General features: G+C 49.8%; 19 protein-coding genes. 3 read left to right on the top strand and 16 right to left on the bottom strand.

Features of this window, described 5'->3' with window-relative positions:
• Nucleotides 1-29: 29 nt before the first annotated feature.
• A complete protein-coding gene (locus JJL52_RS15925; protein ID WP_202053468.1) occupies nt 30-605 on the bottom strand; it encodes a restriction endonuclease subunit S in 576 nt (191 codons plus the stop codon).
• A 265-nt stretch (nt 606-870) separates the two neighbouring features.
• Here JJL52_RS15925 and mblB point away from each other — a divergent pair, with 265 nt between their 5' ends.
• Genes mblB through JJL52_RS15910 form a run of 3 tightly spaced genes read left to right on the top strand, consistent with a single transcriptional unit; the run spans nt 871 to nt 4,977 of the window.
• Nucleotides 871-2,046: an anti-phage 6A-MBL system MBL-fold protein gene (gene mblB / locus JJL52_RS15920; RefSeq protein ID WP_202053467.1), complete on the top strand. Its 1,176-nt coding sequence runs from the start codon at nt 871-873 to the stop codon at nt 2,044-2,046.
• Between the two features lie 4 nt (nt 2,047-2,050).
• Entirely contained in the window at nt 2,051-4,327 is a 2,277-nt protein-coding gene (cap2-3, locus tag JJL52_RS15915) for an anti-phage 6A-MBL system cap2_3 protein (RefSeq protein ID WP_202053466.1), read from the top strand.
• Between the two features lie 11 nt (nt 4,328-4,338).
• Nucleotides 4,339-4,977 carry a hypothetical protein gene (locus JJL52_RS15910; RefSeq protein ID WP_202053465.1) on the top strand — a complete coding sequence of 213 codons (639 nt, stop codon included), beginning with the start codon at nt 4,339-4,341 and terminating at the stop codon, nt 4,975-4,977.
• A gap of 307 nt (nt 4,978-5,284) precedes the next feature.
• On the opposite strand, the gene JJL52_RS15905 is transcribed toward JJL52_RS15910, so the two are convergent.
• The 15 genes from JJL52_RS15905 to JJL52_RS15835 form a co-directional block, all read right to left on the bottom strand.
• The gene (locus tag JJL52_RS15905; protein ID WP_202053464.1) at nt 5,285-5,779 is read right to left on the bottom strand and encodes a flagella synthesis protein FlgN; all 495 of its coding nucleotides are present in this window, start codon (nt 5,777-5,779) and stop codon (nt 5,285-5,287) included.
• Nucleotides 5,780-5,791: 12 nt separating this feature from the next.
• Entirely contained in the window at nt 5,792-6,094 is a 303-nt protein-coding gene (gene flgM / locus JJL52_RS15900; RefSeq protein WP_202053463.1) for a flagellar biosynthesis anti-sigma factor FlgM, read from the bottom strand.
• A gap of 83 nt (nt 6,095-6,177) precedes the next feature.
• Nucleotides 6,178-6,876, bottom strand: coding sequence for a flagellar basal body P-ring formation chaperone FlgA (gene flgA, locus JJL52_RS15895; protein WP_236994302.1), 699 nt, complete (start codon nt 6,874-6,876; stop codon nt 6,178-6,180).
• A 92-nt stretch (nt 6,877-6,968) separates the two neighbouring features.
• A complete protein-coding gene (locus JJL52_RS15890; RefSeq protein ID WP_202053461.1) occupies nt 6,969-8,783 on the bottom strand; it encodes a flagellar hook-length control protein FliK in 1,815 nt (604 codons plus the stop codon).
• A 66-nt stretch (nt 8,784-8,849) separates the two neighbouring features.
• Complete coding sequence (gene fliJ / locus JJL52_RS15885) at nt 8,850-9,287, bottom strand: flagellar export protein FliJ (protein WP_202053460.1); 438 nt, start codon at nt 9,285-9,287, stop codon at nt 8,850-8,852.
• A gap of 3 nt (nt 9,288-9,290) precedes the next feature.
• On the bottom strand, nt 9,291-10,649 hold the full coding sequence (fliI, locus tag JJL52_RS15880) for a flagellar protein export ATPase FliI (RefSeq protein WP_202053509.1): 1,359 nt from the start codon (nt 10,647-10,649) through the stop codon (nt 9,291-9,293).
• Between the two features lie 5 nt (nt 10,650-10,654).
• Nucleotides 10,655-11,389 (bottom strand): flagellar assembly protein FliH, encoded by a 735-nt coding sequence (fliH, locus tag JJL52_RS15875; RefSeq protein WP_202053459.1) that lies wholly within the window; start codon nt 11,387-11,389, stop codon nt 10,655-10,657.
• The gene (fliG, locus tag JJL52_RS15870) at nt 11,373-12,380 is read right to left on the bottom strand and encodes a flagellar motor switch protein FliG (RefSeq protein ID WP_202053458.1); all 1,008 of its coding nucleotides are present in this window, start codon (nt 12,378-12,380) and stop codon (nt 11,373-11,375) included. Before fliG ends, fliH begins: the two co-directional genes overlap by 17 nt.
• Nucleotides 12,373-14,160: a flagellar basal-body MS-ring/collar protein FliF gene (gene fliF, locus JJL52_RS15865; RefSeq protein ID WP_202053457.1), complete on the bottom strand. Its 1,788-nt coding sequence runs from the start codon at nt 14,158-14,160 to the stop codon at nt 12,373-12,375. The genes fliG and fliF overlap by 8 nt, the downstream gene beginning before the upstream one ends.
• A 24-nt stretch (nt 14,161-14,184) precedes the next feature.
• Nucleotides 14,185-14,502 (bottom strand): flagellar hook-basal body complex protein FliE, encoded by a 318-nt coding sequence (gene fliE, locus JJL52_RS15860; protein ID WP_202053456.1) that lies wholly within the window; start codon nt 14,500-14,502, stop codon nt 14,185-14,187.
• 467 nt (nt 14,503-14,969) lie between these two features.
• Complete coding sequence (locus JJL52_RS15855; protein WP_202053455.1) at nt 14,970-16,442, bottom strand: sigma-54 dependent transcriptional regulator; 1,473 nt, start codon at nt 16,440-16,442, stop codon at nt 14,970-14,972.
• 276 nt (nt 16,443-16,718) lie between these two features.
• Entirely contained in the window at nt 16,719-17,306 is a 588-nt protein-coding gene (gene cheD / locus JJL52_RS15850) for a chemoreceptor glutamine deamidase CheD (protein ID WP_202053454.1), read from the bottom strand.
• Nucleotides 17,307-17,312: 6 nt separating this feature from the next.
• Complete coding sequence (locus JJL52_RS15845) at nt 17,313-18,191, bottom strand: CheR family methyltransferase (RefSeq protein ID WP_202053453.1); 879 nt, start codon at nt 18,189-18,191, stop codon at nt 17,313-17,315.
• Nucleotides 18,192-18,374: 183 nt separating this feature from the next.
• Nucleotides 18,375-20,675 (bottom strand): methyl-accepting chemotaxis protein, encoded by a 2,301-nt coding sequence (locus JJL52_RS15840; protein ID WP_202053452.1) that lies wholly within the window; start codon nt 20,673-20,675, stop codon nt 18,375-18,377.
• Nucleotides 20,676-20,743: 68 nt separating this feature from the next.
• Entirely contained in the window at nt 20,744-21,232 is a 489-nt protein-coding gene (locus JJL52_RS15835; protein WP_202053451.1) for a chemotaxis protein CheW, read from the bottom strand.
• Nucleotides 21,233-21,364: the final 132 nt, after the last annotated feature.

Genomic DNA, 21,364 nt, shown 5'->3' with positions numbered 1-21,364 from the left:
TCTCATTCATAGCGAATTCTCTGGTGTTTCTAGTTATCACGCAGCAGCTGACGGGTTATACCGGTCATCGTACGCTGCATATTGTCGGTTAAGGCGGCCATCACCCGCAGCTGGTGTTGCCAGGTTTTGTTCAATGCGACGATGGCATGCTGCTTTTCGAGTGGTGGTATTGCCAATTGCATGTTTTCCAATTCTTGCCGACCGATAGCCTGCACCATGCTGCCATGCGATGACTTTTGCAAATATTGCTGAATCGGTTCCTGATTGATCTGCCACGCCAAAAATCCAGGTAGCACGTTAGCCTCGCGCTTTACGGTGAGGTGAAAAAAATGCGGCGATAGAACCGTGTTGAACGGAATCTCATCTAATTGCACCGCAAAGTTGCGATTACCTCTGGCTGCAAATAGCAAATCTCCGGACTTCAACCAATCCGGCTGCTTCTTCCCCGGCAAATCGGTCACCAACAAACCATCCCAATTTACACCGCGCTCGGCGTCAACATCCTTCATCTGAATCACGCGCGCATTTCCATCGAGATCTTCCTCGATCTTGCCGCGAAAAGGATGGCCAGCGCGAATAGTGGCGATTTGCTTTAAGAGCTTCATGTCTTGCTTACAACTGTGAGTGCTTTGATGCATATCTTAGTAAAAATAATTGCATCATACAAGTTGATGCAATATTTTCTTGACACGCTAAAAGACAGTGATAGCATTATTAGCGTCAATTACTTTGATGCGATAAATTTTTATTTAAAGGGAACCTTGAAATCAAATCAGGCAACCCTATATTGACGCTAGTCACTACATGTTGTGTTTATTTTATTAAATAATCATAACATGTAGTGTTATCTCTTCTTTTAGGAGCTTCAACTTGAGCACACGAATTACATTTTTTCCGGTTGGTAACGGCGATATGACACTGATCGAGCTTGACGACGCCAAGCAAACCAGGATTTTGATCGATATGAACATCCGCGAAAGCGCTGATGACGAAGCCAATGAGGATTACTTCGATGTCGCCAGCGAACTGAGAAGTCGCCTTAACAACGATTCGAAAGGCCGCCCTTACATCGATGTCTTCCTGCAAACTCATCCAGACCAAGATCATGTGAGAGGCTTGGCTAAACATTTCCATCTTGGCGCTATTGATGACTACAAAGAGCCCAAAGAAGGCGAACAAGCAAAAATCATTATTCAAGAAATTTGGTCGTCCCCAATCGTGTGGCGGCGCGCAGACCGGCGCACTGGCCACACCTTATGCGAAGATGCAAAAGCGTTTAATACCGAAGCGAAGCGCCGCGTCAACTTGTACAAAGAGACCCAAAAAATCGGCGAAGCTGGTGACCGCATACGCATTATCGGCAAGGATGAAAACGGCAAAACCGATGGCTTGGAAGCAATCTTGACTGAGGTTGATCAAACCTTCACCAAGATTAATGAGCAGGAAACGCAAATGGTCGAAGTGTATGTACTCGGCCCGTTGCAGTCTAAGGATGTAGAGGACGAAGATCGACTATCCAAGAATCACTCAAGTGTCATCATGCAATTTAAAATTGCAGCACAGCCTTATGGCCCTAAAACCAACCGTTTTTTGTGTGGAGGCGATGCAGAAGTCGCAATCTGGGGCGAACTATGGCGCAAACACCAATACGCCCCGCACTGTTTACGTTACGACATCTTATTAACGCCGCATCATTGTTCCTGGCACAGTTTGTCGGAAGACAGTTGGAGTCGCAGCAAAAACCCTAAAGTGGACGAAGACGCGAAATCGGCATTGTCTCAAGCAGAACGCTACGCCCAACTTATCGCCAGCAGCAACGCCATCAAAGACGATGATAACGATCCACCGTGCTGGGGCGCCAAAAAAGAATACGAAGCGATCGCGGCTAATGTCAGTGGTGAATTTATCTGCACAGGCACCAAAGACCAAGAGGTCATTGGAATCGCTCTAACATCTGGAGGACCGCAAAAAAGCCCCAAACGGGCAAGCAATATTACCTTAGGCGCCGGTCTTGCCTCAAGCGCAACCCCCAAGCCACACGGTTGATCGCATGGGATTTCTGTCACAGGAACTACCAATCGCTGTGAATGCTGCGATTGGCCAAATCTTAGCTCATCCTTCTGTCAACGAGGTAGTCACCACGCCCAGTAAGGACAAGCACGGTAATTGGATAATCGAAATTAACATGGACGTTCCATTGCCTCGCGATGCAAGGGATAAAGGGATAACGGCAACAGGTGTCAAGGCAATGGAGTGGGTAAGAATTGTGTTTCCAACATCTTTTCCCGCCCACGCACCCAGGCTTTTTTTACGCGCCGATTTCAATCGCGCTCATCCGCATATCAATCCTGGCAGACCAGGGGAGTTGGTCTCGCCTTGCATTTATGAAGGCAAACTTGACGACTTATTGCATGAGCCAGATTGGATAAATGGCATTATCAACCAACTCGCTGATTGGTTACGCAAGGCCGCGACTGGCGAGTTGCTTGATAGCTCTGGCCAGGGGTGGGAGCCCATTCGTAGGGATAGCGTAGATGGGACGATTGTTGGCGATATCTCCATCATTCGTGAGCGCATAGTCAACGCGAAGAACCCGATAAGTCAGTATTTTAGGTATGAATATTGGCAGTCTATCGTTGGACATTCGGGCCGGATTATTGATGAAAGTACCTTATACCCCAACCTTGGTGAAGCCGTTCGAAAGTTTAGGATAGGAAACAATGAGCACTCACCGTTTAGAAGCAATTTTTCGTTGGCAATGGTTATTTCAGGCGGCACCAAGAAAACGATTGATGTTTACCAGCCGGATAATGTCGATTGCCTTGAACAGTTATTGGTCAGAGCCGAAAGCTATGGCTGTCGAACTGGATTGGAAAACCGTCTGAAGGAGATTACCGAAAACATTGTCCTACCTTTGATAGAGCAGACGCTCGAGGTTGCAGTCCTATTTGCTGTGAAACGCCCCTGTAATCTGATCGGTGAAGCCAGTGATATTGAAATCATACCCTATGGAATTACTTTTACTTCGGACAAAAACCACCGATTGCAATTGACGCGAACATCGCTATTCCCATTAGTGCTGATTCAGAAAGTGAGTCAGCAGTTACTAGCCGAAACTTCGGATCGTAATTTCAATGAAGCAGACCGCCGCAAGGAAATTGCCATGATAGGCTGTGGCAGCCTGGGCTCAAAAATTGCCATGCATCTCGCTCGCTCTGGGCATGGTCCCTTTAGGCTTTATGATAAGGATTGTTTTTCGCCACATAATATTGCGAGACATGCTGTGGCGAATCTGGCCGCTGCCGAATTTATGGCACCCAAGTTTTGGTTAACGCAAAACCTCCTATCGCAAGTTGGTGCCAAAGTTACTCAAGTCAATAATTCCTATAAAGATGTCATTTCCCTTTTGCAAACCAAGCCCGATCTATTTACAAAATGTAACGGGCTAATTATCGATGCGACGGCTTCGAGATCTGTTCAAGATGCTCTTTGCATGACTAGCTCAAAGTATTTTGGTGCACCACTGCTGCAAGTTGCACTGTATGGTCGCGGAAAAGTTGGATTTTTCGGCCTGGAAGGAAAAGATCGTAATCCAAGAATCGATGATTTGGTTGCCCAACTTTATCAACTAGGCTGGGATTCCAGCCTGATTGGAACTGCGTTATATCAAGCCACTAATTTTGATCGTATAAACACCGGCCAAGGCTGCGCATCGTTCTCGATGAAAATGTCTGACGCAAAGATCTCGTTGTTCTCAGCGGGTATTTCTGAGCGAACATCACAGCTACTCGACAACGGCATTCCAAAAGCAGGAGAACTTCTGGTTGGATTGCTTACGGAAGATGGTCTAGGAGTGAACTGGCTGAGCCAACCTACGACCAAAATCGAAATTCTCTATATTGGTGACACATCAAAATGGGAGCTAAGAATTCCTGTTGCCTTAAAAGATCAGATGCGCATGGAGGCTGAGCAGCGCAGACCATTCGAAACCGGAGGCGTCTTAATTGGACACATCAATTGGGGGAGACAAGTCATTTATGTCACCGGCCTTCTTCCGCCTCCTACGGATAGTGAATTTCGAACTGACGAATTCGTGCTTGGTATTAAAGGCCTGAAAAAGCATATCAGTGTTATTGAAAAGACTACGAGCCATACGCTCACCTATTTGGGAACTTGGCACAGTCATCCGAATGGTGGCGGCGCGTCCGGGAAAGACCGAAGCACATTGGCGGAACTGACGAGAGAGCGGGGCAACGTTCCAAGCGTCTGTTTAATTTATCGGCCACAAGGGTTAATAGCAGTACCTGGTCCAGTCACAAATCCATAGGAGAATATCGAATGCCATCGTTAAAAACTCTCAATATGCCAAGTATCGTGCCCGTTACATTGATTAACACCGGGCTAATATATTTCTTCTCGCAGGGAGTCGAAATAGATACTCAAACCGTTGCTTCATTTCTGACCAACTGGAAACTTTCCGGATTAGCCGCAGCTGGGTCGACAGCGACCATCGGAGCATTGGGCCTGATGCTTCCAAGACAGATTAAAGATGCACTGGTTTATTTACGCTGGCCCTATGCAGCCCCCGGTTACCGAGCATTTTCAATCTATGCTCAACGCGATATGCGAGTGGATTATGATCGATTAAAAACAGAATTTCCTGAGTTGCAAGATCAATGGTCTTTAACACCAGAAATTGAAAACAAGGTTTGGTATCGAATATTCAAGAAACACGAAAAAGTCCCCGCGGTTTCCCATGCGCATCGCATGTGGCTAATGTTCAGAGATCTGACATCATTAGTTTATCTATTCCTCGGAGCATTTATTGTTGCTGGGCTGTTCTTCAAACCTGATGTCAACTGGGCATTTTATTTGAGTATTGTTCTCCTGGAATTATTGATTTTCTGGAGAGCTGCATGGAATTCAGGCGAGCAACTCATTTGTAATGTACTAGCATCGGCATCTGCTGCTAAGTAAAAAACGTCTAACTGTTATGAATTCGGTCGCCTCGGCGCGTGACAGCATCCAACTGATCAGTTAGCCTATCGAGCAGGTATTACGGAGCTTATTTTGCCTTTATGGTTGAAAATACGGTTAAGTCGGCAATCTCACGATGGATGAACCGCTATTTCAAAAAACATCCACGAAACGTACAACCCTCTGGAAAGCAACGTTGCCACAATTTCTTGCGCTTTGCGCGGGCGGATTACATCAACAACCATCTAAACATCAAAACCGTTAGTTTCGACACAGAGCCCCGGACTCAGAGCCGACAATTTTTGCACTATACCGATATGAGGGTGTGGCCCAAATAGTCGGTTTTGGCAATGCCGTCGGGCCCATAAGTATTTCCAATTTGCGGTTTGCCTTTAATAATCTGCAAAGAGCGCTTGGCATGGCGCGACAGAAGATCGATGCATGCCCCGTTGCGTTCGTTTAGCGCTTTACAGTCCGCGGAAAGCCGGACGACTTGTGCCCAGCTGCGGGCTGCTTCCGAGGTAGAAAATCCCGCAGCTTCGGCGCGCTGAAAGCATAGCGAAATCCCTTCCCGATTATTGGGCAACTTTTCCAGGGCCAATAACTCGCCCAGTTGCCGGTTCACCCGCTCCATCTGTTCGACGAGCTGACTTTTGTTGCTCGCGATAAAACCGATCAGCTCGGCTTGCGGCGTCTGTTTCAGGTTTTCGGCCTCCTGATTGAGCTGCTGATAGAGTAATTCAACCAACGGCAGAATACTGAGGATCTGTTTTTCGATGAGAGGAAATATTTTTTCTATCATGGTCAAGTACCGTTAATCCGGCGGCAATAATTTTTCAAATTCAATCATTTTTTGGGCGATCTTTTCAGCATCGATCTGATACTTTCCTTCGGCAAGCGCCTTCTTTACCGCGTTGATTCGATCAACATCAAGAGTGGCGGCGGGCGATAATTCGACCGCTTTTTTAAAGTCCCGTATAACCGTGGAGGCGAGAGTATCGTCTTCATGTTTGACGGTCTTGGCCGACACCTGCTTTTGATCGTCGGCGTCAGCCTTTTTGACGGGTTTAACCGGGGCAAGACTGCTAAGTCTTCCGGCGATGGGTTCTATGGCCATATCAAATACCTCTATTTCGCTCTATCTATACCTAACTAGCGGCAGGGTATAGTAAAACTTTAACAGTTTTTTTGATAGGCCCTTTAATAATCAACCGATACGATCCCCGATTCTACTACGGAGGCGCTAATGACGCGCCCCGAACTTTCGTTCTTAACCCGAATCTTTTGACCCCGCGCACCGTCCATCATCGCCTGGCCGTTCATTCGGACTTCAAAGCCGGGCCGGCTGGACGTAATGGCGATTTTTTCTCCCCGTCTTATCAGTATCGGCTCGGCAACCAATCGGGGGCTGAGAACGACTCCTGCCGGCAGAAAACGCGTGGCTTGTTTGTTTTCGAGCTGCTCGGGCTGGGCGGCGACAGCGTCGCCCAGCCGGGCGATTTCTCTTTTCTCGAAGGTAAAGTGTTGCCGGGTAATGATATCGCCACGATGTACGGGCTGCGTCAGGACCGGAACTTCCTGATAAAACTTGACGATGGCAGTAACGAATATCGACCATCTGTTTCCCGAGTTGCAGCGTACGCCTACCGCAACCCGCCCTGAGGCTTTGCTCAAATCGCTCGTCGTATAGGCTTGCAGCGGCTCCAAACAGGCGGACAACGTCAATAGATTGTCGATCGGAACCACGCTGACCTCATATTCGTACATCGGGCTGATATTTTGCTCGATATAATCCTTTACGGTTTCATAAATGCTTTCATGGGATTGCAAAGGCTGTTCCGCCCTGGCCGGATTCATCCACATCCAGGCCAATACGCAAATGCTATATAGAATCTTCATCGCAAAATTTGCCGGTTTTCTGACTCGGCAATTATCTAGCATATTTAATGCCAAAGCTTTCCACATTTTGACAGCCCAGACTTCCGCGCACATCAAGCATAAATATTCAATAATCCTTTATTGACGACGGCACCTCCGCTCTCAGGCTCTTCACCCGCTTCGGCCATGCTACCCGCCAGATGCCCCCCTCCTTCGAAATGCTTCGGCGACTGCTGAAAAGAGGATTGTTGCTGCTGTTGGCCTGAAGACGTATTTTGCGAAATATTGACGTCCGTCAGATTGAGCTGCTGCTCGCTCATCATCTCGCGCAATTTGGGAATGGACGCTTCCAGCACCTCACGTACCGCGGCGTGCTGCGCCGTAAACGCGATCGTTGCCTGATCGTTCTGCATTTCGATACGTACCGAAATCGGCCCGAGATGCTCCGGATTCAACTTGATTTCGGCGGCGGACAATTCTTTATTGTTCATCCACAAAATCCGTTCTCCCAAATCTTTGTTCCAGTCGGGATGATGTAGCGGCTTGGTCATTGCAGGCGTATCCGTCCGGTTTTCAGAAGGCTGCCGATTGGATTGGACAACCTCCGCCATGCCGCGGAGCGAGGCATTGTCCGTATCCGGAATAGAAAGGCCGGCTTCGTTCAAATTCGCATCGTTCGAAGACAGCGATTTTTCCGGGATATCGACATTCGGAAATTGAAATTCCTTGACGATCCGGCCAAATGCTCCATCCTGCTTCGAGGCGTCTTCGGATAGCGCCTGCGCTCCTACGCCATTCGATTTCAATTCTTCGAATAACGGCTTAATAAATGATTGGGGCGATATTTTGCGCCCTGCTTCTTCGTTTCCGAAATCATCAATGCCCTTTTCTTCGCCGACAGCCGGGGACATAGGCTGAGGCGGTACGGACGTCGACGTCAATGCGGTCATGGAGGGTATAGTCTGCGCCGGCTCGTCGGTGTCTTTATCTAACTCTTGTTCCTTCTTTTTTGCGCCATCCGCATGAACCGTAGAGTTGGCCTGGTCAATTTTTTGACGGGATAGTTCGATGGTCTCGGGTAGAAGCGCACTCTCGTTTGGCTTATTGCCGGCGTTTCCACCGGATTCAAGGCTTGACGGCCCGTTTTTTGCCGGTTGGACCGGATTTTGCGGATGTACCAGTCCGCCCCGATTCGAACCTTCGGGCGTTTGCACCCACTCCGGTCTAGTACCTTGACGCTCCGCCGGAGTTTCGCCCGTTTGCGGGCGGAATTCGATAGCTTCCACTAAAGACATTTCCTGAGCCGAAGCGACCGTCGGCACAACTTCGGAATCGCTGTCTTTGCTGATATCGGCGGGTTTCACGGAATGCTCCGCAACAGATTGCCGCTCTCCCGGATACTGTCCTGCAGGATGTTCCGCCGTAGGGAGCGATGCACCTTCGGCATTTCCTTTCGCACTGTAACTCAAGCTGTCCGTCACAGCCTCCAGGGCGGCTTTGGTATCGGCCGCCTGGTCGGCTGCGCCTGTCCCCGCATCCCCGGCGGTTGGTTGCGCCGAAGTTCGGCTGTTCTGAAAAGCCGCATTGGCCGGCAAGCCAAGATCGACGGCTTCCGGCTGCGTCAAAGCCTGATCGATCGGCTCCGGCAAAAGCGGCAGGGTCGTCGCGTCAGATTGCCGATCGCTCGGCAGCTCCGAAAATTCGGCAAGACGGGCCCGCGGATTCGCCTGTTGAAGCGCAACCGGAGCAGCGTACTGTCCCGGCGGTAACGTCCCCTTCGCTTTGGCCTCGCCCAATGACGCCAACTGTCCCCGCAAGGCGTCCGCAAATCCCCTTGTCGAGGGGCCGTTATCGATCAACGATTGTCCACTCCCTTCAGCCGCAACCGGCTGGAGTACGGAGGCTAATTTACTCCCCTCGATATTCATAACCACCCTCTTGTCAATTCTGTCAAAGATTTCCTTCGATTTTCGGGCTCTTTTTCGGATCGGCCTTTAGCGGCTCATAACGAATCTCGTAGCCCATTCATCCTGTTCCCCTTGCTCGATCTTGTCATCGAGCTTCTTTTCCGTCACGACAGCCGTATCGCAAACTTTCTGCAGACTCGTCGTCTGATTATGCTGGTTTTCCCAGTGTTTCTTTTTTGCCCGGAATTCCGCCTGGCTTCCATACAGGGAAAGTTCCTGGCCTCTGATCGCCGTATCCAGCTTATCCATGAACGACCTGAACTCCATCAATTGGGCAACACTGGTGCCCTCGCCTCCCAAACGATTGAACCGTTCCTGATAGTCTCGTCGGTAACTCTTTAAATTTTCCAATTGCGCTTCGATTTCCTGCATTTTCTTCCGAGAGGCGCTCAAAGCTTCCAGGGCATTTTTTTCCTGGACCGCCTTGATCTCCACAATCGCTTTGATTCGCTGGGATCTTTTCATCGTTTATCCCTTATTTCTTAATTCCAACAGTATTTCCAACTCTTTCAGGCTTCGTTCCACGTTGACCGCTTCGTTCATATCCTGTTTCAGAAACTCCAGAATCGCCGGATTTTTTTCGATAGCCTTGTCGATACGCGGATCAGAGCCGGTCTGGTAGGCGCCGACGCTGATCAAATCCAGATTTTGCCGGTAAATGGAGTATAAACGCCGGACCTCCAGCGCCATCTTCATGTGCTCACTATCGACGATATCCGGCATGACGCGGCTCACCGAAGCTTCGATATCGATCGCCGGGAAATGCCCGGACTCGGCTAAACTTCTGGACAGGAAAATATGGCCGTCCAACACTCCCCGGGCCGAATCGGCAATCGGGTCGTTATTATCGTCGCCCTCGGTCAGCACCGTATAAAAAGCGGTGATCGATCCGCCGCCCTCGCTGCCGTTACCGGCACGTTCCACCAGATGCGGCAGCTTGGCAAAGACGGATGGGGGATAACCTTTGGTAGCCGGCGGTTCGCCAATCGCCAAAGCGATTTCGCGATGGGCCTGGGCAAACCGAGTCAACGAATCCATCAGCAATAACACATCTTGCCCCTGATCGCGAAAATATTCCGCAATGCTGGTCGCCAGCAAAGCGCCGTGCACCCGCATCAGGGGAGGATCGTCGGCCGGCGTGGCGACGACAACGGCCCTCTTCAGCCCCTCTTCGCCCAATATCTTCTGAACGAATTCATTGACTTCGCGCCCCCGCTCGCCGATCAGCCCGACTACCACGATGTCCGCCGCCGTAAACTTGGTCATCATGCCGAGCAGGATGCTTTTTCCGACGCCGGTTCCCGCAAACAATCCCATGCGCTGGCCTCGGCCGACGCAGAGCATCGAATTGATCGCCCTAACGCCGACATCGAGCGGCGTACGGATCGGCTTTCGCGTCAAGGGATTGATCGTCGTGCCGTTGAGCGAAATACGCGCATCCGCGTTCAGAGGCCCTTTGTTATCGAGCGGTCTGCCCGCTCCGTCCAAGACTCTTCCAAGCAAGCTGGCACCTACGCCAGCCAGACTGTTTTCACCCATCGGAATGACGCGGCAATCCGGCTCCAACCCATACAGTTCGCCTGCCGACATTAAAAAGACCCGTTCACCTGCAAAACCGACCACCTCTGCCTCAATTTTTCTCCCGCCTTTCATCTCGATTCGGCAGCGCGAGCCGATCGCCGCTCTGCATCCCACGGCCTCCAGAGTCAGCCCCACCATTCGGGACAACTTTCCTTCAACCGCGAGGCCGGGCGTCTGCTCAATTCTTTGCGAGTAAGGCTTTAATCTGTCGACCCAAACCCTGGACCGGTTCGCTTCCGGAATCATCGGCTTCAATCTCCCTGCCGTTCGCCGCCGAACAGCGTTGCAATCACAGACGCCAAACGATTTTCTATCGAGGCGTCAATATGCGAAACTTCGGTATCGACTTTGCAGCCGCCGCGGGTAATCAACGGATCCTCGATCAAGTTCCAGGGGGGAGACAGCTCCGTCGGAGCCAGTACGGAGCGTACCAATTCCGCATCGTCCGGGTGCAGATGCAAATAGATTTTCTGAGAAGACAGCGGCAGTATCTTGATCGATTCTTTGACGGCGGCAATGATCTGCCCGGGGTCCATTTTGATTTCCCGGCGTATGATTTGGGTGGCGATAGCGATCGCCAATCTAACCAGCTCCTTTTCGACTTCATCGTCGAGTACTTTGAACGGTTCGCTCAAGGATTCCATAAGCCGGGCAAACTCCGCGGCCTGCTCCTGCAATAAGTGCTGATTTTCATCATAGCCTTTTTTGATGCCTTCGGTGAGTCCCTCATCGAAGCCTTTTTTTACGCCTTCGTCAAAGCCCTGCCGAAAACCGTCCTGTTTCCCTTGCGCAAAAGCTTCCTCATACGCCTGCTTTTGAACCGCTTCGATCTCCTCAACCGTCAACTTCGGTGTTCGGCCTGGAATAAAAATCGATGCTTCAGCTTTCTCCTGCGTAACCGGAGTGGAAACTTCCGGCAAATTCCATAATTCAAACGCTTCCGTTTCTGACGGGGAAAAGCCGGATGTTTTAGACGAGCTTGTCATCGCCGCCTCCAAATGTAATCGCCCCCGACTCGGCCAGGCTTCTTACTATCAGCAAAATTTCCTTCTGCGCCTGCTCTACTTCGCTCAGTTTGGCAGGCGGCGCGGCCTCCAGGTCATCGCGCAGCATATCTGCCGCACGCTTGGACAGATTGTTGAAGATTTTATTCTTCAGCGCCTCGCTAACGCCGCGCAATGCCAGCAGCAGCCGGTCCGCCGCCACCTCGCGCAGAAACGTTTGCATGCCCCTGTCGTCCAGATTGATAAGATCTTCGAAAATAAACATTTTGTCCTGGATCTTTTGCGCCAATTCGGAGCTGTTTCCCGATATTTCCTCCAACAAGCGGGTACTGACGGGGCTATCCATGTGATTCAGAATATTGGCTGCGACATTGATTCCGCCGACAAAGGAAGACTTGATGTTTTCGTTGCCCTCTAACTGCTCTTCCATGATTTCGTCCAGTTCGCGCAAGGCGGCAAGCGGCACCCCTTCCAGCGAGGCAATTCGCATCAACAGGTTCGGGCGCACTTCTTCGGGTAAGGACATGATCACATCCGCCGCCCGCTGACCATCGAGCAAAGACAGAATATTAGCGACGATCTGGGGGTGTTCTCCGCGCACCAGATCCGCTATCGAGCGCGTATCCATCCATTTCAATTGGTTAATGCCTTTCGACCTGCCTCCGATCAATATTCTGTCGATAATGATTTCCGCTTTTTCGGGACCTAAAGCATGCGTTAGAACGCTGCGAATATAGTCTTCCGAATCAACCCCCAACGCGGTCTGTTTTTTGACGGTAACGACAAATTCGTCCAAAACGGCATCCATCATTTCCGGCGAGATATCTTTCAACGACACCATGTTGGCGCCGATCAACTCTACTTCCCTGGGCTCCAGGTATTTCATAATCTCGCCAGCCCTTTTTTGCCCTAACGCAAAAAGCAGCAAGGAAGCGCGCTCAACGCCGGTTAAAGTTCCTTCGGAGCTATTCATCTTTGATCCACGCCTTAATCGTTTGAACCACTAATTTCGGATTTTCATCCACTAACCTTTGCACATACTCCATATGCCTTTCGTAACTCTGCGGCGCCGACAACAGCGAGAACTCATCCCCCCTCGCGGACGCCAACGCGGCATGTTCCGCTCTTTGATCATCAGCCGGCACGGCTTCGGGGACGGCTTTATCGGTCGGAGAATTCCCATCCACAGAGGAATTATTTACCTTAGCCTCAGCCTCGGCCGCCGCCTTGTCTGCCTGTTTTTTATCCTCGACGCGACCTATAAGGCCGCGCACGGCAGGACGCAATACGCCGAACAGCAGAAGCAGGATAGTTGCCGCGGCAATGAGTTGCTTCATCAGTTCCGCAAACCAGACTTGTTCCCAGACCGGAATTTCCGGCAAGCTCTCCATTTCTTCGTTCGGATTGAAGGAGACGTTGGTAACCGTGACCTGATCTCCCCGTTTACTGTCAAAGCCCACAGCCTGCTTTACCAAATCGCTGAGCCGGTTGATATCATCGGCGGTATAGGGTTGATTGGCGGTTTTGCCATCCTTTCCAACGGTATGGCGGTCGTCCACCACGACAGCGACAGTCAGACGGCTGACAGCGCCGGTTCCCATGCGAGTATGGGTAATGGTCTTGTCCAATTCGAAGTTTCTGGTGGTACTTTTGGAAAAGGAGCCGTTTTCCGTATTCGCCGCATTCTTTTGGGAATCCGCTGCCGCCACTTTTTCCGGCGCAGTGCCCGCAGGAGTCGGCTGGTTGGATAACGCCCCCGGCACCCCCTGAACTGCGGACAGCGTATTTTTTTCTTCCGCCGCTTGTTCACTTCTCAATACCGAACCTTCCGGGTTGAACATTTCCTGCGTTTTTTCGGTTTGCGTGAAATCGACATCCGCGGAAAGCTGGACGCGCATTCCGTTGGAGCCGACCAGGGGCGTCAAAATATTGGCTATCCGCTCCATCAGATGCTCTTCGATATTTTTTTTGTATTCCAATTGCCTGGAGGCGAGATAAACTTCCGACGACGAATCCTTGCTATTCAATAATTGCCCTTTCTGATCCACGACCGTCACTTGCTCCGCTTCGAGCAGCGGAACACTGGAGGCCACCAAATGGATGATCGATTGAATTTGCTCTTTATCCAACGATCTGCCTTGGTACAGATTGACCATGACCGAAGCGCTCGGCTTTTTACGGTCTCTGACAAACACCGACTGCTGAGGCATTGCCAATAATACTTTCGCCGATTTTACATTCTGGATCGACATAATGGTTTGCGCGATTTCGCCTTCGAGAGCCCGTTGAAAACGGAGCGCCTCGACACTCTTGCTCGTTCCGAATCCTTGGTCCTTATCCAGTAAATCGTAGCCCAGACTTTTGCTTTTGGGCAGCCCCTGGGACGCCAGCTTAAGCTTTAGCTCATGGACTTTATCGGCCGGCACCATGATCGCTCCGGATCCGGACTCTACCCGGTACTTGACGCCTTCCGACTCAAGAACTTCCAGAATTTCAGACGCATCCTTATCGCCGACTTCCGAAAATAATAACCCGTAAGAAGGCGCTTGCGACCAAAGCACAACCGCAACGCCCACTGCCACGCTGAGCGCCAACCCCAGCATCAAACCGATCTGACGCGCTATCGTCAGCCCGGCCAAACCTTGCATGACAGGATGAGCGCTGCCGGTTACCGCTAACGCTCCTTGAGCACCGGCATTCGTTAAATCTTGAGTGCCGGCATTCACTAAATTGTTACCGTTTTGCACGCTCATTTTTCAGTCGCTTTGCCGCATTCATTAAATCGGCATGTTCATTACGTCTTTATAGGCGTCCACAAGTTTGTTTCTGACTTGTAGCATGGCCTGAAACGAAACGCTCGCCTTTTGCGAAGCCAGCATGACTTCTGCCAGGCTGGCCCCGGACTCTCCGGTTTCGAACGCCTCCGCCATAGTTCGTGCCGTTTGTTGGGAGCCGTTGACGGAATCAATGGTCTGCCTCAGCAACGCCGAAAAATCCGTGTTACCGCTGCTGCCTGTTTCCTGCACTCGATTTCCGGCTTCAAGAGACATAGCCCGCATCTCGGCCAACATACGGTTTATGTTCATATCGTTCATTGCATTTCCTCTTGATTTATGTGCACAGGCTGACAAAGGGAAAAAGTCCGATGCCCGGACAATATCATTGTCCTATTTTTATGCATGAATGATGCCAATCCTGCTCCATACCCCTGCTCTACGCCGAGGAATGGCAGCCGGCTCTCGATACGTTACCCGATATTTCCCAATTAAATCCGTCAAGTGAATGACGGCGCATATTTTTGGAGCCGTTGCCGCATGGCAATTAATAAGGGATGACGCCTACTCGGAGTACCGCTGCATTTCCTGCCATCGTCAAAACTTTGACAAAAGCCTCGTTTGTAAATCGAGCGTACACAAACTCTGCAAACAAAGCGAGAGAAAAAATGCGCCCTTGCAAATGCATCGCTCGGTTGCCATTGCAACCGAGCTGTACGGATAAAAGCGGGAAAAAGGAATCGAGACTCAGGATCCGCCCCGGTCCGAGAAACGAGCTTGGGAACAGCTTAAAACTGCAAGTCCAATTTGCGTAACTTTTCAACAAGCGTAGTGCGGCGAAGATTCAACCGCTTGGCCGCGTGCGCAACAATGCCATTGCTTTCTTCCAGTGCTTGACGAATCAAATGGCTTTCCATCGTATCCAGGTACTTTTTGAGGTCGATGCCTTGCTCGGGCAAAGATACACCCTCCGCTTTCATTACATTTTCCAAAACCTTATCTGCTTCCGTAGGCTCCGCCAATTCGACGCTTTCCCCTACTTCTTCCGGGTCGGCCATGGCTTCATCCGAGAGATCGGCAAAACGCTGAAATTTTTCCGGCAGGTCGGCGGCATTAACCACTGCCCCGGGATAAATAATAGCCAGCCGCTCGATCAGGTTCGCCAACTCGCGGACATTACCGGGCCACTCGTATCGCATCAGCGCCGCCATGCACGCATTGCTCAATCTGACTGAGCCCCGGCTTGAAGCTTCCATTCTGGCGACGATGTCCTTGACTAAGAGGGGAATATCCTCCGGGCGATGCCTTAATGAAGGAACTTCGATAGGAAAAACATTCAGGCGATAGTACAAATCTTCCCTAAAACGGTTTTCTTTGATCTGATTCTCAAGGTGCCGATGCGTAGCAGCAATAATCCTGACATCGCAGTGTATGGGTTTGCTGCTGCCCACCCGCTCGAATGTCCGTTCCTGTAAAACTCTCAGCAATTTGACTTGCATCACCAGGGGCATATCGCCGATTTCGTCCAGAAAAAGCGTGCCGCCCTCCGCCAATTCGAAGCGCCCCACCCGGGAATTTAAGGCGCCTGTAAAAGCCCCTTTCTCATGGCCAAATAGCTCGCTTTCCAACAGCTCGCCCGGGATCGCCCCGCAATTAATCGGCACGAACGGCTTTGATCTTCGAAGGGAAGCGTCATGCAAAGACCGGGCGATGACTTCTTTGCCGGTGCCCGACTCGCCAAGAATCAAAACAGTGGCATCCGAATCCGCAACCTGATCGATGAGTTTTCGAACATTGACGATCGCCGGACTATTGCCTTGCAACCGCACAACCGATGACGAACGACGATCGTAGGCTCTACGATCCGAATGGGGATTGTTAAGCCCGATTTCCTGCCAGAAAGCGGTAAAGAGCTTGTCAGTGACACGCTTTAAGCTGGCGTACGTGATTGGCCATTCCAATATCTGATGGATCATTTTGTCGATCGCAGACGGAATCTCGTCAATAGTCCCCTTGTCCACCAGGAGAATAAGCGGTATTTTTCCCGCCTGGGCCGCGATATCCTTGATCACAAGCGCTCGTTTCTGCGGATCGACATCGCCAACAAAAACGCCCGCATATTGTTCGATCTGCCCGGTAATCGACCCATAATCGGAAGCATCGGCAAAAACGGCCTGATATTCCATAAATTGAAAGATGACTTCAAGCTGCTGGGATCTTGTAGTGTTATTGTCGATTACTAAAATTCTCGGCAAAACCATATTTCCACACTCGTACTCAAGTATAAACTCTAAGAGAAGGCATCTGTCACAAACTCCGAATTATAAATAACTCGACTGCAGCCGCGGACGAAACCGCCTATTCCCAGACAAGGCTTTCAATTATAGCCGGATAAGGTCATCATTCAACCAAAGCTTATTTTCGGCTTCGAAAAAGTTCTTCATCCATATTGAACAGAAAAAGGTCGACCCCGTTCGCGAAAGATAATGCGATAGAAAACAAGGTCGCCCTTTGAAAAGTTCATCGCACTCCCGACCTCATCCTCCATGCAACAGGCGATTAACGTATTCTTCCTCGCGCTGAATAATAGTGGCGTTATGGAGTCTTATCAGTTTCTTGACCATGACTTTGCCTTGCTCCGGAAAAAAATAGATTTTACGAGGATAGCGATCATATAAATCTTCGGCGACGATGGGTATCGCTTTAAGCTTCAGGTAGTTACGTATAAAGTCGGCAGTACGCCGCCCCAGGTTATCCAGCCTGTCGTTTCGGAATGGATCGCCGCCGCCGAACAATTTGGCCTCAAGATTTTCATAGCGCGCCCCCATCCCGAGCAAATGATCGATCAGAACCCCCATGGCACGGCTGCCGTAATCAGTCGAATCATAAACCGATTCTCCGTCCTTTCTCTGAGGCGGCAACATGAAATGATGCATTCCGCCGATACCGCTTTCCCGATCGCGAACGCAGACCGCTACACACGATCCCAATACGGTTACGATCAGGATGGGGCGTGCAGTGACATAATATTCGCCGGGTACAATCTTGACCGCATCAATATCAAAATAATTGTCATAATAAAAATTAGGAGCCGGTATCTCGTCGTCTGAAAAAAATTCGGACATGAATCCTTAAATCGAATTATGAAGATGACTTGATGGCAATGCAGCCTTTGAATGACGCACAGACGAGGCAAGTTCGTAAACGGTCTTGCCTCGCAATTTGAAGATATCCGCCGCGTGATGCAGGCTTTCCGAATGACCGGCGAACAGCAATCCGTTTGCTTCCAGTTTCGGGGCGAAGCGTTTGAGAATTTTGTATTGTGTTGGCTTATCGAAATAGATCATTACATTACGGCAAAAAATAGCATCGAAGCCTCCCCCGATAGGCCAATGTTCATCCAGCAAATTAAGTCTTCGAAAACTTACCAATTCGCGCAACTCTTTCCGTACCTGAACATATCCGTTATTATTTCCCGAACCTTTCAGGAAGAAGCGCTTGAGCGTTTCCCTGGGTAGCTTTTCCACCCGTTCTATTGGATAGATACCGGCTTCGGCCTTACTTAAAACGTTTGTGTCAATATCGGTGGCGATAATCTCCACAGGGGGATTAAAGGTGCCGAAAGCTTCCACCATGGTCATGGCTATGGTATAAGGCTCCTCTCCGGTCGACGAAGCCGAGCACCACAAACGAATGGGCCGCTTTGACAGACTCAGTACATGTTCCTTCAGAATCGGAAAATGATGGGGTTCACGGTAAAACGCCGTAAGATTGGTCGTAAGCGAGTTAATGAATGCTTCCCACTCCTCGCCTTGATCCCGTTCCACCCTTATCAGGTATTCTTTAAAGGTTTTTAAACCGGTAGCCCGCAATCGACGCCCTAGCCGTGTATAGACCATTTCCTTTTTGCTATCGTTGAGCTTGATGCCGCTGTGCTGATAAAGGATGGTCCGAATCCGTTCGAAGTCTTCCTTCGTGTATAAAAACTCCTTTTGTTCTTGTTTGCTCATCTTGCTCTTATCCTGACTGAAAATGAAATTATATTATTTAACCCATACAGGCTTCGGAAATGATATTGCCCTATGAATGGCTGAACCAAGACAGGAGGGACGGCTTGAAACGGTCCCTCAGCATCAATAGATAAAAATTAAAACCTTCAGTCAATGTATAGCGCCCGAGGTGATGCTTCTCGGCTAGAATTCCGTCCACTCATCGGCATGGGTTTGGTTCAGCTTGACATTGCCGGCGGTTAACCGAGCCGAAGGTTTATAGGCGGACGACAAACTAGCCACAGGACGCGGCGAGGAAGAGGTAAATCGGCTTGCGGATGAAGTGTCGAGGCGGAACTGATTCACCGTTTCCGATAGCGTTAACGACTGTTCCTCCAATGACTCTGCCGCTGCAGCAGCCTGTTCGACAAGCGCGGCGTTCTGCTGAGTCGCTTCATCCATCTGGGCTACTGCGGTATTAACCTGTTCGATACCGGAGCTTTGTTCTACAGACGCAGAGGCAATCTGCGACATGATATCGGTCACTCGCTTCACCGAGGAAACAATCTCATCCATTGTTTTGCCCGCTTCGAGCACCTGCTGGCTACCATCTTCAACCTTTTCCACCGAATCGCTGATCAGTCCTTTGATTTCCTTGGCCGCCGCCGCCGACCGCTGAGCCAGATTACGCACCTCACTCGCCACGACCGCAAAGCCTCGACCCTGTTCACCAGCCCGCGCCGCTTCCACGGCGGCATTCAACGCTAAGATATTAGTCTGTAAAGCAATCCCGTCGATCACGCTAATAATGTCGACAATCTTACGGGAGCTTTCGTTGATCGCGTGCATCGTATCGACCACTTGCTGCACGACACCGCCACCTTTAACGGCAACGTCTGCAGCCGACAGCGCCATTTGGTTTGCCTGCTTGGCATTCTCGGCATTTTGTTTCACCGTGGAAGCAAGCTCCTCCATGCTGGAAGCCGTTTCTTCAAGACTGGCAGCCTGCTGTTCCGTCCGATGTGACAAGTCGGCATTGCCGGCGGAAATTTCCTTTGCTGCCGTATGAATTGAATCGGTAGCCTCTCTAATGGTTAAGACAGCCTGAGCCAGATTATCTACCGAGACATTGACGTTGTCGCATAATCTGGCAAATGTACCTTGGTAATTTGTCGTAATTTTTTCAGTCAGATCTCTTTTTGCAAGCGCTCCCATCACCCAGACCACTTCATTGATGGGCCCCACGATAGCATCCAGCGTGTCATTAATCCCTTTAACGATGCGCTGATAGCCGCCCTGATGCCGCGATGCATCGGCGCGAGTATCCAAGCGGCCGTCCAAAGCAGCTTGAGTCAGCAAATCGGTATCCACGATCAGCGCCTTCAGATTAGTGCGCACCTGTTCGATCGTCTCGTTAACAAGCCCCTTCTTACCGGGAAACTTTTCCAATGGTGCATCGAAATTACCTTCCCCGAATTCCTTGATGCATTCCATTGCCTTCATATTCATCTCAATATGGCCGCTGACCATTTCATTGATGCGCTGCACGACGGTTTTATATACTCCTTGAAAGCGGTCGACATCAATTAACCAGTCGATGTTGCCATTGCCATGCTCCTCCGACATGAGCTGTTGACAAGTGAGAAGGCCGTTGAGCACACCTATGCTGACATTGAGATTCTTTCTAAGTGTATTGAAATCACCCTTATACTCATCCGTAATCCGCTCGGGGATATTGCCTTGGGCAATTTCCCCAATATATCGAGCAGTCATCGTTATAGGATTAATTAGCGCTTCCAGTACCTTATTAATACCTTCCAATATTTTTTTATGTTCACCTTCTTCCAGTTCCTCCGGTTTGGCTCGGACCGATAAAACGCCATTAACCGTACCGTTGACGATTTCGTCGATCTGCTTAAAGAAGAGCACTTCGGACGTATGGTCTACCCATTCGACAACAGAGCCTAGACGCACCCCCTTCTCATCGATAATGGGACTGGCCGTTAAACTGAAAATACGGGAGCCGACGGTAATCTGCGCCTTATGAATGCTGTTTAATTCCCCTAGAATCCGCTGTTGATGCGCCGGATTCTTATGAAAAACATCCATATTCGTGCCGATAAGGCGATTAGTATCAAAACCGGGAAACACCTTACGGAGATCGGCCTCCGCATTTCTCAGCATTTGAATAACCGCAGGATTCATATAAATGATGTTGCGCTCCTTATCGGCCATCATCACGCAGGAGGTTATGGTATCGAGGGCGGTTTTCATTCTACAAAGATGGACCCCCTGCTCTGCACTCGTGTCCGTAGCTCGACGGCTTTCCAATATCCGACGCTCAAACGTGACCTGACTATTTTTCAATGCCTTCATAAGAGGAGCAATGACATCACTGCCTGCTGTTTCGATATGGCCAGTAAAATCACCATCATTCATTTTATCGATGATTTTTACTGCCTCGTCAATGCGGGATTTCACCGCTTTATTGAGTAATAATGCCATTTTAATGCCTCTACCTTACCAATTAGCGAAAATATTATTTATTGTTATTTTATGGTTTAACTTAATTATTAAGCAGCGACTCTTTCAATGAGAGCCATATCTTTGGCCGACATGAGTTGCTCAATATCCACCAGAATTATCATACGCTCTTCGACTGAGCCTAAACCTATAATGTATTGAGTATCAATGCTCGCCCCTAATTCCGGTGTGGAATGAATTTGTTCAGGTGTTAATTCGATTACGTCGGATACACCGTCAACCACCATACCAATCACTCGACCACAGACATTTAAAACGATCACTACTGTAAACTGGTTGTATTCCACATTCCCTAATTGGAATTTTATACGCATATCAACAACGGGCACTATAACGCCCCGCAAGTTAATTACACCCTTGATGAAATCCGGAGTATTGGCAATCTTAGTGACCGTTTCATAACCGCGAATTTCCTGAACCTTAAGAATATCGATTCCATAATCTTCATCGCCCAGTTTGAAGGCTAGATATTCCCTGCCGGTAGATGCAGCTCCGCCGGGCTTCTGATTGTCTTGCATAAATAACCCCAATTCTTAATATTGTGAATATTTAATATCGAATTTCAAAAATGGTGCTGTGCATCCCATCGGTTAACTTTTGGCGGATTTAAGAATCCCTATCCTAAGGCACCTTTCCTGCTCGCACTACAG

The organism is Candidatus Methylomicrobium oryzae (assembly GCF_016745425.1).
In the GTDB taxonomy this organism is placed as follows: Bacteria; Pseudomonadota; Gammaproteobacteria; order Methylococcales; family Methylomonadaceae; genus Methylomicrobium; species Methylomicrobium oryzae.
Note: the sequence above shows the minus strand (reverse complement) of the source record. Positions and strands in the feature narration are given on the sequence as shown.

Excerpts from the sequence above, each read along its gene's own strand:
- JJL52_RS15925 (WP_202053468.1), bottom strand. The coding sequence starts at position 605 with ATGAAGCTCTTAAAGCAAATCGCCACTATTCGCGCTGGCCATCCTTTT.
- cap2-3 (WP_202053466.1), top strand. The coding sequence starts at position 2,051 with ATGGGATTTCTGTCACAGGAACTACCAATCGCTGTGAATGCTGCGATT.
- JJL52_RS15910 (WP_202053465.1), top strand. The coding sequence starts at position 4,339 with ATGCCATCGTTAAAAACTCTCAATATGCCAAGTATCGTGCCCGTTACA.
- JJL52_RS15905 (WP_202053464.1), bottom strand. The coding sequence starts at position 5,779 with ATGATAGAAAAAATATTTCCTCTCATCGAAAAACAGATCCTCAGTATT.
- flgM (WP_202053463.1), bottom strand. The coding sequence starts at position 6,094 with ATGGCCATAGAACCCATCGCCGGAAGACTTAGCAGTCTTGCCCCGGTT.
- flgA (WP_236994302.1), bottom strand. The coding sequence starts at position 6,876 with ATGAAGATTCTATATAGCATTTGCGTATTGGCCTGGATGTGGATGAAT.
- JJL52_RS15890 (WP_202053461.1), bottom strand. The coding sequence starts at position 8,783 with ATGAATATCGAGGGGAGTAAATTAGCCTCCGTACTCCAGCCGGTTGCG.
- fliJ (WP_202053460.1), bottom strand. The coding sequence starts at position 9,287 with ATGAAAAGATCCCAGCGAATCAAAGCGATTGTGGAGATCAAGGCGGTC.
- fliI (WP_202053509.1), bottom strand. The coding sequence starts at position 10,649 with ATGATTCCGGAAGCGAACCGGTCCAGGGTTTGGGTCGACAGATTAAAG.
- fliH (WP_202053459.1), bottom strand. The coding sequence starts at position 11,389 with ATGACAAGCTCGTCTAAAACATCCGGCTTTTCCCCGTCAGAAACGGAA.
- fliG (WP_202053458.1), bottom strand. The coding sequence starts at position 12,380 with ATGAATAGCTCCGAAGGAACTTTAACCGGCGTTGAGCGCGCTTCCTTG.
- fliF (WP_202053457.1), bottom strand. The coding sequence starts at position 14,160 with ATGAGCGTGCAAAACGGTAACAATTTAGTGAATGCCGGCACTCAAGAT.
- fliE (WP_202053456.1), bottom strand. The coding sequence starts at position 14,502 with ATGAACGATATGAACATAAACCGTATGTTGGCCGAGATGCGGGCTATG.
- JJL52_RS15855 (WP_202053455.1), bottom strand. The coding sequence starts at position 16,442 with ATGGTTTTGCCGAGAATTTTAGTAATCGACAATAACACTACAAGATCC.
- cheD (WP_202053454.1), bottom strand. The coding sequence starts at position 17,306 with ATGTCCGAATTTTTTTCAGACGACGAGATACCGGCTCCTAATTTTTAT.
- JJL52_RS15845 (WP_202053453.1), bottom strand. The coding sequence starts at position 18,191 with ATGAGCAAACAAGAACAAAAGGAGTTTTTATACACGAAGGAAGACTTC.
- JJL52_RS15840 (WP_202053452.1), bottom strand. The coding sequence starts at position 20,675 with ATGGCATTATTACTCAATAAAGCGGTGAAATCCCGCATTGACGAGGCA.
- JJL52_RS15835 (WP_202053451.1), bottom strand. The coding sequence starts at position 21,232 with ATGCAAGACAATCAGAAGCCCGGCGGAGCTGCATCTACCGGCAGGGAA.